This window comes from Enterobacter sp. BNK-18, assembly GCF_047456135.1.
Lineage (GTDB): Bacteria > Pseudomonadota > Gammaproteobacteria > Enterobacterales > Enterobacteriaceae > Enterobacter > Enterobacter ludwigii.
Window position 1 is genome coordinate 88,859 of sequence record NZ_CP179899.1, and the last position, 13,039, is coordinate 101,897.

11 protein-coding genes are annotated in these 13,039 nt (G+C 53.8%); 6 read left to right on the forward strand and 5 right to left on the reverse strand.

Annotated features, from left to right (window positions below; genetic code table 11):
• Positions 1–6: 6 nt before the first annotated feature.
• Both ACMGG3_RS00435 and hemB read right to left on the reverse strand, forming a co-directional pair.
• The gene (locus ACMGG3_RS00435) at positions 7–1,707 is read right to left on the reverse strand and encodes a lysophospholipid acyltransferase family protein (protein WP_134178844.1); all 1,701 of its coding nucleotides are present in this window, start codon (positions 1,705–1,707) and stop codon (positions 7–9) included.
• A 132-nt stretch (positions 1,708–1,839) separates the two neighbouring features.
• The gene (gene hemB, locus ACMGG3_RS00440) at positions 1,840–2,814 is read right to left on the reverse strand and encodes a porphobilinogen synthase (RefSeq protein ID WP_020885251.1); all 975 of its coding nucleotides are present in this window, start codon (positions 2,812–2,814) and stop codon (positions 1,840–1,842) included.
• A 450-nt stretch (positions 2,815–3,264) separates the two neighbouring features.
• Here hemB and ACMGG3_RS00445 point away from each other — a divergent pair, with 450 nt between their 5' ends.
• Positions 3,265–6,039 carry an autotransporter outer membrane beta-barrel domain-containing protein gene (locus tag ACMGG3_RS00445; protein WP_078774973.1) on the forward strand — a complete coding sequence of 925 codons (2,775 nt, stop codon included), beginning with the start codon at positions 3,265–3,267 and terminating at the stop codon, positions 6,037–6,039.
• 91 nt (positions 6,040–6,130) lie between these two features.
• Positions 6,131–6,754 carry a helix-turn-helix domain-containing protein gene (locus ACMGG3_RS00450; RefSeq protein ID WP_014168808.1) on the forward strand — a complete coding sequence of 208 codons (624 nt, stop codon included), beginning with the start codon at positions 6,131–6,133 and terminating at the stop codon, positions 6,752–6,754.
• On the opposite strand, the gene ampH is transcribed toward ACMGG3_RS00450, so the two are convergent.
• Entirely contained in the window at positions 6,751–7,917 is a 1,167-nt protein-coding gene (gene ampH, locus ACMGG3_RS00455; RefSeq protein WP_414149490.1) for a D-alanyl-D-alanine-carboxypeptidase/endopeptidase AmpH, read from the reverse strand. The genes ACMGG3_RS00450 and ampH overlap by 4 nt on opposite strands.
• Positions 7,918–8,121: 204 nt before the next feature.
• On the opposite strand from ampH, the gene ACMGG3_RS00460 reads away from it, so the two are divergent.
• The 3 genes from ACMGG3_RS00460 to ACMGG3_RS00470 all read left to right on the forward strand — a co-directional run bounded on the left by ACMGG3_RS00460 (position 8,122) and on the right by ACMGG3_RS00470 (position 11,099).
• Positions 8,122–8,655 carry an isochorismatase family protein gene (locus tag ACMGG3_RS00460; RefSeq protein ID WP_025205011.1) on the forward strand — a complete coding sequence of 178 codons (534 nt, stop codon included), beginning with the start codon at positions 8,122–8,124 and terminating at the stop codon, positions 8,653–8,655.
• 111 nt (positions 8,656–8,766) lie between these two features.
• Positions 8,767–9,987 (forward strand): peptide antibiotic transporter SbmA, encoded by a 1,221-nt coding sequence (sbmA, locus tag ACMGG3_RS00465; RefSeq protein ID WP_014168811.1) that lies wholly within the window; start codon positions 8,767–8,769, stop codon positions 9,985–9,987.
• A gap of 14 nt (positions 9,988–10,001) precedes the next feature.
• A complete protein-coding gene (locus tag ACMGG3_RS00470; RefSeq protein ID WP_044857022.1) occupies positions 10,002–11,099 on the forward strand; it encodes a DUF1615 domain-containing protein in 1,098 nt (365 codons plus the stop codon).
• Here ACMGG3_RS00470 and ACMGG3_RS00475 read toward each other — a convergent pair.
• On the reverse strand, positions 11,096–11,398 hold the full coding sequence (locus tag ACMGG3_RS00475) for a DUF2755 family protein (protein WP_020885246.1): 303 nt from the start codon (positions 11,396–11,398) through the stop codon (positions 11,096–11,098). The genes ACMGG3_RS00470 and ACMGG3_RS00475 overlap by 4 nt on opposite strands.
• A 249-nt stretch (positions 11,399–11,647) precedes the next feature.
• Here ACMGG3_RS00475 and ACMGG3_RS00480 point away from each other — a divergent pair, with 249 nt between their 5' ends.
• The gene (locus ACMGG3_RS00480; RefSeq protein WP_020885245.1) at positions 11,648–11,884 is read left to right on the forward strand and encodes a DUF2754 family protein; all 237 of its coding nucleotides are present in this window, start codon (positions 11,648–11,650) and stop codon (positions 11,882–11,884) included.
• On the opposite strand, the gene ddlA is transcribed toward ACMGG3_RS00480, so the two are convergent.
• Positions 11,881–12,981 carry a D-alanine--D-alanine ligase gene (gene ddlA / locus ACMGG3_RS00485; protein WP_020885244.1) on the reverse strand — a complete coding sequence of 367 codons (1,101 nt, stop codon included), beginning with the start codon at positions 12,979–12,981 and terminating at the stop codon, positions 11,881–11,883. The genes ACMGG3_RS00480 and ddlA overlap by 4 nt on opposite strands.
• Positions 12,982–13,039 lie beyond the last annotated feature (58 nt).

Genomic DNA, 13,039 nt, shown 5'->3' on the forward strand with positions numbered 1-13,039 from the left:
GCAGGGTTACAAATGCACCTCAATATAGCGCTGATAGCGGTTCGCCTTCAGATAACACAAATCCACCAGCACCAGGCCATCAACGCAGTTGTTGAATGCCGGGTCGCTCCCGAAATCAATAAACTGTACGCCACCCGGTTCGCACAGCTCGGAATACTGCTTGTAGAGCGGCGGAATGCCGCAGCCCAGATTGCCGAGCAGGGATTTTAGCTTCGTCAGATCGTCGACATAATCCACGCCGCCAAACTGCGCCAGCACGTCCGGAAGCGATGCCGGGTAGGGCTGGCGTGACGCCGCGAGCGGATGGCTTGCCGGGAACCAGAGGCGGTAAAACGCCACCAGCAGATCCCGCGCGGCAGGCGGTAAGCCGCCGGATATCGAGACCGGACCAAACAGATAGCGGTAGTGGGGGTAACGCGCCAGATAGGCACCAATGCCTGACCACAGATAGTCCAGACCGCGGCGTCCCCAGTAGCGCGGCTGAATAAAGCTGCGCCCGAGCTCAATGCCGTGCTCCAGCACATCCTGCATTTTGTCGTCGTAGTGGAACAGGCTGTAGCTGTACAGTCCTTCCGGCCCCCGACGCTCCACTTGTCTGGCGGTGGGCATAAAGCGATACGCGCCGACAATCTCCAGATCCTCATCGTCCCATAAGATCAGATGCAGATAATCATCATCGTAGCTGTCAGTGTCCCGGCGTTTACCGCTCCCTTCTTCCACCGCGCGAAAAGCAATTTCACGCAGGCGGCCCAGTTCGCGTAGCAGTGGCGCCTCTTCCTGGCCGTTACGCTGCCAGAGATAGATGGATTTTCCATCGCCGGTTTTGCCCAGACATTCAGCCTGCGCCAGCTCGCGTTTTAGCGTAGCCCGGTCTTCCGGACGGGCAATGGCGCACTGGGTTTTAAAGACGCCAGGCACTCCCTTGCCAAGACGTATCACGTGCTGACGGCACTTTTCGGCCATCTCACGCGACGAAAGGGTGGCGCTATACCAGTCACTCCAGGCAATCTGCTGACCGATTGTAATCGGCAGCTGGCTATGGCGACGGCGGAACATCTGCTGCATCAGCAGCAGCATGGATAACGTCGGCGACACCAGCGTGCTGGCATAAAAGAGGAGGCTGTTGTGCGCCTGAATATGTACCGGCAGCAGCGGGGCGCGCAGTTTGGTGGCGAGTTTGATAAATCCCGAGTGCCATTTTTTATCGCGAATGCCTTTTCGCGTCGGCCGGGAAACTTCACCCGCCGGGAAGAAGATCAGCACGCCCGCGTTTTGCAGATGTTGTTCCATCTGTACCAGCGACGTTTTTGCCGTTCTGCCGCCCATATTATCGACCGGGATAAACAGCGAGCTTAGCGGCTCCAGGTGGGTCAGCATCCGGTTGGTCACGACTTTGACATCGCGTCGTACGCGTGAGACGGCGTACATCAGCGCCAGCCCGTCCAGAGTACCTGTCGGGTGGTTGGCAATGATAACCAGAGGGCCATGTTCGGGGATTTGTTCGAGATCGCGGGCGGAAACGGTGCAGAGAATATCAAGGTGCTCCAGAACTTGCTCCACCATATCCAGTCCTTTCAGGTGGCGGTGTGCTGCGGCAAATTGCTGGAATTCTTCTTCGTAAAACAGCCTTTTTAACAGACTTTTTTGCCAGGGTGCCGGCCTCGCCTGAGGCCAAAGGTCATCGAGAACGCTATCGAGACTAAACATGATCACTCCTCCTGCCGTCTTGCGATGACAGTAGAAGGGGGAGATGTCGGTTGTATTGCAGTTTGGTGAAGTTTCGTGAGGCAGGGAGAGCAGGCCGGGTCAGGCGAAAGCGCCCCCCGGCACCGTTGCGCCTTAGCGCAGAATTTTCTTCTCAGCCAGATCCAGCGCAAAGTAGCTGAAGATCAGATCCGCACCCGCGCGTTTGATCGCACCCAGGCTTTCCAGGATCACTTTCTCTTCATCGATCGCACCCGCCATGGCGGCGAATTTGATCATCGCATATTCGCCGCTGACCTGGTACGCGCCCAGCGGCAGCGAGGTGCGTTCGCGAATATCACGCAGGATGTCGAGATAGGCTCCCGCCGGTTTCACCATCAGGGCGTCTGCGCCCTGGGCTTCATCGAGCAGGGATTCACGGATAGCTTCCCGACGGTTGAGCGGGTTCATCTGATACGTTTTACGATCGCCTTTCAGCGCCGTACCGGCTGCTTCACGGAACGGGCCGTAGAAAGAGGAGGCAAATTTGGTGGAGTAGGACATGATGGCCGTGTCGGTAAAACCGGCAGCATCCAGCGCCTGGCGGATAGCCTGCACCTGCCCGTCCATCGCAGCCGATGGCGCGATGAAATCAGCACCCGCAGCGGCAGCAACCACCGCCTGCTTACCAAGATTCAGCAGGGTAGCATCGTTATCCACACCGTGATCGCACAGCACGCCGCAGTGGCCGTGAGAGGTGTATTCGCAGAAACAGGTGTCGGACATCACGACCATTTCCGGCACGGTCTCTTTGCAAATGCGCGACATACGGGCGACCAGACCGTCCTCTTTCCAGGCATCGCTGCCGGTGGCGTCGGTATGATGGGAGATGCCGAAGGTCATCACCGAGCGGATCCCTGCATTGGCGATACGTTCAATTTCACGCGCCAGATGTTTTTCAGGAATGCGCATCACGCCAGGCATGGCTTCGATGGCCTTGTAGTCGTCAATCTCTTCTTCGACAAAAATCGGCAACACCAGATCGTTTAAGGTCAGTGTTGTCTCTTCAAACATAGCGCGTAGTGCGGGTGACTTGCGCAGGCGACGGGGACGAGCAATTAAATCGGTCATGGTATGCCTGAGGTTTGTGGAACAAAGAGGGTTAGTGTACCTCAAAGTGAAAGAAGGTGTTTTACCAAAGTGGGCATTTTGTCGAGGGGGAAATCCCGATGCCAACGCGTCACGCGATCAATAATATATGCCTTTCCACTGGCGTTAATTGTTCACGAAATATTGGTTTTATTTCTATGATGAAGTAAATATATCATTGAAAATGATCTATTTATTTTTATTATATTTTTTATCTTTATAAGAGGGTGTTTTAACTGCCTGTTTTATAATGATTATTGATGGCATTGTATCGCCGCTGCATTATTTTCATGTTGTTTGTCTGAATGCGGACTTAATGGAATGATTCATTGAACCTTTTCAGATTGAAAATGCATAATTCCCTCCGCAATTAAGTATTGCAAAATCGTTAGATGGACAAACTTGCTTACGTCCCTGAGGAGGGATGACCCAATGCAAACATGGAAAAAGAAACTGGTTGTATCACAACTTGCATTAGCCTGCACCCTGGCTATCGCTTCTCAGGCCAATGCGAAGGATATTTCTGGTACGACATATAATACCTTCGGATATGATAATACGGCAGCAGCACCCTGGTATTATGGTTACGCTGACTGGGATTACTCTGATGCGACGCACGATGGTGATATTTATCCGGTGATTAATAAATCCACCGTGAATGGTGTTATATCAACCTATTATTTGGATGATGGTATCAATGGTCGGGCGAATGCGCTGAGCATTTCCAACAGCACCATTAATGGCATGATCACTTCAGAATGCATGACCGCGTCATGTGCTGATGGCGTGGATACGGACGGCACAACCCATTCTCAATACGACCGTTTTAGCCTGACCGTCGATAACTCCACGATCAATGATACTTACGAGCATTATGCGTATGACGTTGTGAACGGGGAAAATACGGAAACGCACTATCTGGACACCTATGCGCTGGGTAATGCAATTACCCTGGATGTGGAATCGGATATTGTTATTCAGAATAACTCTCACATCGCCGGCATTACCCTGACTCAGGGGTATCAGGAACGGGATAATACCCCGTATGACGGGGTGGAAGGTGTGGCGAACAGCAGCAATGTCTTTACCGACACGCTGCTGGTGAAAGACTCGGTGCTGACCTCTGGCGCATACAGTGACCTGGGCACCAGTGGGTTCTATGGTCAAACCGCGAAGCCGAGCGATTATGGTGAAACCAATGCCACTGCGGCTGACGACGCGGCACTGATTGTTGCTGCCAGTGCGTCTGACAACGCGATGCAGACCACCGCCACGTTTGATCACTCCACGATCACCGGCGATATCCTGTTTTCCAGTACCTTCGATAACAACTTCTACCCGAACGGCGATCCGGCAACCGATACGACGGCTGACGGTATATACAACCCAACCACCAACGGCTGGGATGACACCGATAAGCTGGACGTCACGCTGACCAATGGCAGCAAATGGGTCGGCGCAGCGCAGTCCAGCGTTGAGGCCATCGGCACCGCGCAGATGTATGGCCTGGGCTACAGTGACGTTGACTGGCGCACCCTCTCTCCAGATAGCATCTGGCCGGATTCCACGTTCGACAATAATGGACATGTCGCGGGTGAAGCGGTCTATCAGAGCGGTCTGTTCAACGTCACGCTGGATAACGTCTCTGAGTGGGATACCCGTAAGCTCTCTAACATCGACACGCTGACGGTGAATAATCATTCGCAGGTCAATGTTGAAAACTCGGGCCTGCTGGCTGATTCCATCACCCTGTCCAACGCTTCATCTCTGAACATCGGTGACAAGGGTGCCGTGGCAACCGACAGCCTTTATCTGGACAGCGACAGCCGTGCGGCCCTGACAGAGGAAACCGCGGAGCTGTATGCCAATACCATTACCGTGGACAACGGTGCGGAGCTGTCTCTCGGCCTCGGCCAGGTGGATACGCACAATATGGTGTTAACGGATGGCGGCGTGCTGAACGTGGCCAGCCGTGATTACGTGTTGAACAGCGATCTGAACAACGCCCGCTATATCACCAACGATATGAGCAAAGCCGATTACGACTACGGCGTTGTGGCACTCAACGCTGACGGCCATCTGGCCGTGAATGGTGACGTGGCAGGGAATTACGCCGTGCGTATCGACAACGCCACCGGCGCCGGCTCTGTTGCTGACTATAAAGGCCAGGAGATTATCCGTGTTTATGACAACAACACGGAGACCCGCGCCAGCTTCACTGCTGCAAATAAAGCCGATTTAGGCGCATATACTTATCAGGCGCAGCAGAAAGGCGACACTGTTGTTCTGCAACAGCAAGCGCTGACCGATTATGCCAACATGGCGCTGAGCATCCCGTCTGCCAACACCAACATCTGGAATCTGCAGCAGGATGCAGTTAGCGCGCGTCTGACCAACAGCCGTCATGGCCTGGCGGATAACGGCGGGGCATGGGTAAGCTACGTTGGCGGCAACTTCGACGGCGATAATGGCGTTATCAGCTACGATCAGGACGTGAGCGGTATCATGGTTGGTCTGGATACCCTGATTGACGGTAATAATGCGAAGTGGATCGTCGGGGGTGCGGCAGGTTTCGCCAAAGGCGATATCAGCGATCGCACCGGTCAGGTGGATCAGGACAGCCAGACGGCAATGATGTACGCGTCCGCGAAGTTTGCGAACGATCTGTTCATCGACAGTTCCCTGAGCTACACCCGGTTCAACAACGATCTCTCCGCGACCATGAGCAATGGTCAGTATGTTGACGGTAACACTACCACCGACGCCGTTGGTTTTGGGTTGAAACTGGGCTATGACTGGAAACCAAACCTCTCTGGTTATGTGACGCCATACGCGGCCGTGTCGGGTCTGTTCCAGTCCGGTGATGACTATCGCCTCAGCAACGACATGCGCATGGATAGTCAATCCTATGACAGCCTGCGTTACGAAGCGGGTGTGGATGCCGGTTACACCTTTAACTACGGCGGTGACCAGGCACTTACGCCTTACTTCAAACTCGCTTATGTCTATGACGACGCTGGTAACGATGCCGATGTTAACGGTGACAGCATTGATAATGGCGTGAAAGGTTCCGCAGTGCGGGTTGGTCTGGGTACCCAGTTTAGCTTTACGAAGAACTTCAGTGCTTACACTGATGCCACTTATCTGGGCGGCGGTGACGTTGACCAGAACTGGGGCGCAAATCTGGGTGTGAAATATACCTGGTAATAAATAAAAGCGGGGGATTAGCCCCCGCTTTTTTATAGATGACAATAAAAAATAATAGTGAACCGACAAATACGGATGTCTTGAGGTCTGCATGAACGTTAATGCGAAACCACTTTCTGAATTAAGCCGGCTCGAAGCATGTTTGATAGCAGCCAGTACCCCGTTTAAATCTGCTCCACAGCAATTAATTACCTCGGGCAAGGGGAGTGAGCCTTGTACCTACGTATTCCAGACCGGCGTTATTGAAGTTTATCGTCATTCAGACGATCTGCTGGTTGGCATTGCGTCAGCCCCTTTTATTTTTGGCCTGTCTGCCGTAGTGATTAACCACAGTCAGGAATACAGAGTCACTGCCAAAACGGCCTGTACCGGTTTTTATTTGCCCGCGGCGACCACCCGTCAACTCATTCAACAGCATTCGCTCTGGAAAGACGCGTTTTGCTGGTTATCCTGGATAAATTACATTCTGGGCAAACGCGACAGGCAACTGGTGGGAAATAACTCCTATCACCAGATCCGCGCAATGCTGCTGAATATGGCCGAGTGGGATGAAACGCTGCGTTCAAAAATTGGTGTGATGAATCATATACAGCAAAGCACGCGTATTTCACGCTCTGTCGTTGCCGAAGTGCTCGCTGCTTTGCGACAAGGCAACTACATCAATATGAGCCGGGGCAAACTGGTCAGTATCAACCGTTTGCCCACGGAATATTAAGGCTGGATGGAGGCGGTGAGCACCTGGGCTTTATTGGCGCTCAGCTCAGCCACCAGGTTATTGATGCCATCGCTCATATTGACGAAACGCGTATTTTGAGAGCGGGTGACGACCACAAACGCGCCCACGTTGGACTGCGGGATCATCGCCATATAGGTGATGAATCCACCGCCGCCACCGGTTTTCTGAATAATGCCCGGTCGGCCATTTTTGGGTGCCATATAGACCCAGCCCATGCCCAGCGCGTCGGCTTTACCCGGTACGTCCATGCCGATCACGCGGTGCAACTGGCTACGCTGGTAAATCAGGGTCTGCATGCGATCGGCCTGGTGACTGCGCGCATAGAAATCTGATGAGAGGAACTGCTGCATCCAGCGCATCATGTCGCCTGGCGTTGAATAGACCCCGCCACTGCCGATGGCTGCCAGGGTGTTATTACACGGACTAGCGCCTTTCTCTGCCACCATCAGGCGTCGGCACTGATCCGGAGAAGGGGTAAAGGTGGTGTCCTTCATGCCGAGCGGTCGCGTTATCTGCTCTTCAAAGAGCTGCGGGTAAGGTTTGCCTGCTGCCGTCGAGAGCGCATCTGCCAGCAGGTCAAACGCCAGGTTTGAGTAAGATGCCTGGGAACCCGGGGCCGATTTCAGCGTGGCGGTGCTCAGGTAGTTCCAGCGCTGTTCGCGCGTTGGCCAGACAAAAACGTCACGGTGCGCCGCGCCGCCGGGTTGTTCGCGAGGCAGCGCGCTGGTATGGGTGGCAAGGTTTACCAGCGTGATGGGCGTGCCCTGATAGGTTGGAACGCGTGCGCCTGGCGGCGCATATTTGCTGAGCGGATCGTCGAGCTTGACCACGCCCTGATCGAGTAATTTCACCAGCATTTCGCTGGTCATCAGCTTGGTTAAGGACGCAATGCGGATCACGGAATCCAGCTGCGGGTGAACGTTATTTCCCGGTCGCGTTTCGCCAAAGCTGCGAAATACGCGCTGGTTGCCGTCGATGACCACCATCGCCATCCCGGTCGCGCCACTGCCGTAATAGATAAGGTTCGCGTAGCGATCGGCAATATCTGAAGCCAAAACGGGGGCCGTCAGCGGCTGAGCTGCCTGGGCGGTGGAGAAGCTCACCGCACACAGCGCGGCAAAAGAGAGCAGACAACGTTTCAACGAAAAGCATCCATGAATTGAATGAGAAAAGTAATGGGTATTTATACTACTAAAGCGCACGGTGCAATGCCCCGAATTGCATAACGATAGCGAGAAAAACGTAACCATGGGTAAATAAGCATAATTTCCTGGCGACCAGTCTCCCATTTTGTGACATCGGCCGTATGATAGAGGCCAGTGTCACTCAATCTTGCGGAGAACGATATGTCAGTGAAGCGTGTGGTTATGGTTGTCGATATGCAGCAAGGGGTGTTTGCAACGCCGCGTTACCAGCGCGAAAAATGTGTTTCGCTTATCAATCAGCTCACGCAGGCCGCCGAACGGGTGATTTTTATTCAGCATACCGGTGAAGGCGGTCTGGAAGAGGGGAGCGAAGGGTTTGCGCTGCTGCCTGAACTCCATCAGCCCGCTGACGCGCTTTACGTCACCAAGACCGCCTGCGATGCATTTTATAACACCGCACTTGAAGCGGTGTTGCGCGAGCAAGGTATTCGCGAGTTTGTCATCTGCGGCTGTGCCACCGATTACTGTGTCGACGCGACCATCAAGAACGGGGTCAGCCGTGGCTATCACATTACCGTGGCGGAAGATGCCCATACCACGGCTAATCGTCCGGCAGCCGACGCGCCCATTCTGATTAACCATTACAACGACGTCTGGCGTGACTTTATTGCGCCGGCCAATCCTCTCGCGGTGAAACGCACCGAAACAATTCTCGAAAACTGGAAAGCGAACTAATAATTAACCCTCGGGTCTGACCTTTTTGCCTGCGCCGTCTGGCTCAGGCGAGATTTTCGTGTGGTGATGTGTTGAGCACAGCAACAGCCATAACAACAAGAAGGATGCATTATGTTTAAGTCTTTTTTCCCAAAGCCGGGGCCTTTTTTCCTGTCGGCATTTATTTGGGCACTGATCGCTGTCATTTTCTGGCAGGCTGGCGGCGGGGCGTGGCTGGCCCGCATTACGGGCGCAACGGGTGACGTCCCGATCAGTGCCGCTCGCTTCTGGTCGCTTAGCTATTTGCTGTTTTACGCCTACTACATGGTATGCGTTGGCCTGTTTGCCCTGTTCTGGTTTGTCTATGCGCCGCACCGCTGGCAATACTGGTCGATTCTGGGAACCTCGCTGATTATCTTTGTGACCTGGTTCCTGGTGGAAGTGGGGGTGGCAGTAAACGCCTGGTATGCCCCGTTCTACGACCTTATCCAGACCGCGCTGAGTTCGCCGCATAAGGTAACCATTAATCAGTTTTACCATGAGGTGGGCATTTTCCTCGGTATCGCGTTGATTGCGGTGGTGATCGGGGTGATGAACAACTTCTTCGTCAGCCACTACGTTTTCCGATGGCGTACCGCGATGAACGAACACTATATGGCGCACTGGCAACACCTGCGTCATATCGAAGGTGCAGCACAGCGTGTGCAGGAAGACACCATGCGTTTTGCCTCCACCCTTGAAGACATGGGCGTCAGCTTTATCAACGCCATCATGACGCTGATTGCCTTCCTGCCGGTGCTGGTGACGCTCTCGGCTCACGTGCCGGATCTGCCTCTTGTCGGTCATCTGCCGTATGGGCTGGTGATTGCGGCGATTGTCTGGTCTCTGATGGGGACGGGGCTGCTGGCGGTGGTCGGGATTAAGCTGCCGGGGCTGGAGTTTAAAAATCAACGCGTGGAAGCGGCTTATCGTAAAGAGCTGGTCTACGGTGAAGATGATGCTAACCGCGCCTCGCCACCAACCGTACGTGAGCTGTTTGGTGCCGTGCGTCGCAACTATTTCCGTCTCTACTTCCACTATATGTATTTCAATATTGCGCGCATTTTGTATCTGCAGGTCGATAACGTTTTCGGTTTGTTCCTGCTGTTCCCGTCCATCGTTGCGGGTACGATTACGCTCGGTCTGATGACTCAGATAACAAACGTTTTTGGTCAGGTGCGTGGCTCATTCCAGTATCTGATCAGCTCCTGGACCACGCTGGTGGAACTGATGTCCATCTATAAACGTTTACGCAGCTTTGAGCGTGAGCTGGACGGCCAGGAACTGCAGGAAGTCACCAATACATTTAGCTAATACAGGGAGTTGCTATGACCTTTGCCGTACCGCGTGCGTTACCGTTGTCCTTACTGGCCGCTCTGGTGCTGGTAGGGTGTGCCGAAAAAGGGGCTGCCCCGCTTAAAGAAGGGGAGAAGCCTGTTGATGTGGCAAGCGTTGTGCGGCAAAAAATGCCCGCCAGCGTGAAAGATCGCAATGCATGGGCGGATGCGCTGGCAAAAACCTTTGAAAGCCAGAAGATTGCCCCTACCGAGGAGAACATCTGCTCGGTACTGGCGGTGGCGCAGCAGGAGTCAATGTACCAGTCAGACCCGGTCGTGCCGGGTCTGAACAAAATAGCCTGGAAAGAGATCGACCGCCGTGCGGAATCGATGCATATCCCGGTATTCCTCGTGCATACCGCGTTTAAGATCACCTCGCCAAATGGAAAAAGCTACAGCGAACGGCTGGACACGGTAAAAACCGAGAAACAGCTCAGCGCCATCTTTGATGATTTCATCAGCATGGTGCCGATGGGGCAGACACTGTTTGGTTCACTTAACCCGGTACACACCGGCGGGCCGATGCAGGTCAGCATTGCCTTTGCGGAAAAGCATACCGACGGCTACCCGTGGAAAATCGACGGTACGGTGCGTCAGGAGGTCTTCTCCCTGCGTGGCGGCTTGTGGTTCGGCACTTATCATCTGCTGAACTATCCGGCGAATTACAGTGAGCCGCTGTACCGCTTTGCGGACTTTAACGCGGGCTGGTATGCCAGTCGTAACGCGGCATTTCAGAATGCGGTCAGCCGCGCGAGCGGCGTGAAGCTGGCACTGGATGGCGATCTTATTGCCTACGGCAGCAGCGAGGCTGGCACCACGGAGCGGGCGGTGCGGAAATTATCGAACAGGCTTGGCATGAGTGAGAGCGACATTCGCCATCAGCTTGAGAAAGGCGATAGTCTGGCGTTTGAGAAAACCGAACTGTACAAGAAAGTCTTTACGCTTGCAGAACAGAAAAGTGGGAAAACGTTACCGAGGGCAATCCTGCCGGGTATTCAGCTGGAAAGCCCGAAGATCACGCGTAACCTGACAACCGCCTGGTTCGCAAAACGCGTGGATGACCGCCGGGCTCGCTGTATGGGGCTTTAAAAGCGACGGCGAAAACGCAGTACTAATGCCACAACGCCTAAAATCATACACCCTGCGAGGAAAGGAATGAGGCCAAACAGGGTGCTTACGCCAAAGCCAATTTCCACTCGCGGGCGTCCGTTATCCTGCACCTGCATAAGGTGTTCATAGACTCCTGGTGCATGAACCAGCATATTGAGTAGCTGCGAACCCGCCCAGAAACAGAACAAGACAAACAGGGCATAAGCGATATTACCCGCCGTGGAGGTTTTTGGTTGTTTACCGCCAAAAATCGGTTTCGACAATGTAAAGTCAGCCATCACGACCTCCCGATAAATCACTCTGTTTTATATGCGTCTTACAAGGTGAGTTTGACAGGTCATAGCATTTGTCAATATCAGAATCGTGTTAATTTACCCTAAGGAATTCTCCTGGATTGTTGAATTCTGCAGCGCATCACAATTTCTTAACTTAATTGAAACAACAGCGTGTTTCAGAATTTCCGCATCAGCCACAGACCTCGTCATAAATCTGTGAGAGGATATCTTTTTTTCCTGCCGGAGTTTGTCATGAAGCTCACTTCCAAACTACGCCGTGACTGGCATTACTACGCCTTTGCTATCGGGCTGATCTTTATTCTTAACGGTGTCGTGGGGCTGTTGGGATTTGAAGCAAAAGGGTGGCAAACGTATGCCGTGGGTCTGGTGACCTGGGTTATCAGCTTCTGGCTGGCGGGGATGATTATCCGCCGTCGTCCTGAAGAGACGACAGCGGATGAGACGGAAACGGCGAAGAGTCCCGATTAACCGTTTACGGAGCTTTTCAGGGCGCTGTCCGCAGCATGACGCTCCAGCGCCAGTTCAATCAGGCGGGTGATGAGTGCTGAGTAGCTAAGCCCGCTGGCCTGCCACAGCTTGGGATACATGCTGATGTTGGTGAAGCCCGGCAGGGTGTTGATTTCATTAATCACCACCTCGTTTTCAGGCGTCAGGAACACATCCACGCGCGCCATGCCGCTGCAGCCGAGCGTCTGATAAGCGTTAATCGCGATCGCGCGGATCTTATCGTTGATTGCCGGATCGATATTCGCAGGCACAACAACCTGGGCGCCTTTATCATCAATGTATTTGGTGTCGTAAGAGTAGAAATCACTGTTTAACACCACTTCACCGCAGGTGCTTGCCTGTGGGAAATCGTTGCCCAGCACGGCGCACTCAATTTCGCGGCCTTTGATGCCCTGCTCAACCACCACTTTATGGTCAAACTCAAACGCCAGGCTGACCGCTTGCGTGAACTGCGCTTCGCTTGTCACCTTGCTGACCCCGACGGAAGACCCCTGGTTTGCGGGTTTCACAAACAGCGGCAGGCCCAGCTGACCGGAAATCTGAGCGAAGCTGTGTTGGTCACGGTTGGCGCGGGTGAGGGTGACAAACGGCGCAATATTCAGCCCCGCATCACGCAGCAGGCGCTTGGTGACGTCTTTATCCATGCAGGCAGCGGAACCCAGCACATCAGAACCGACAAACGGCAGGTTGGCCATGCGCAGCATCCCCTGCAGCGAACCATCTTCGCCAAGGGTGCCATGAACGATAGGGAAGACCACGTCAATCTGGGCGAGAGACTGCGCATTACCGGCGTCGATGAGTTGCCCTTGCACCACGCCGGGTACGGTAGCGACGCTGATTGCAGAAGGATTCAGGGCGATATGCGCCGGATCGTCAGCATTTAACAGATACTGGCTGGCATCGTTGACATGCCATTGCCCCTGTTTATCTATGCCCAGCAGCACCACGTCGAAACGGCTTTTATCGATTGCATCGACGATATTTTTGGCCGATTGCAATGAAACCTCGTGCTCCGCTGATTTTCCCCCAAAGACAATACCTACGCGCTGCTTTGCCATCTCACTCTCTTCCAGTCTGACGAAAAACCAATAACATACCACGATGCCCAGCGGGTTT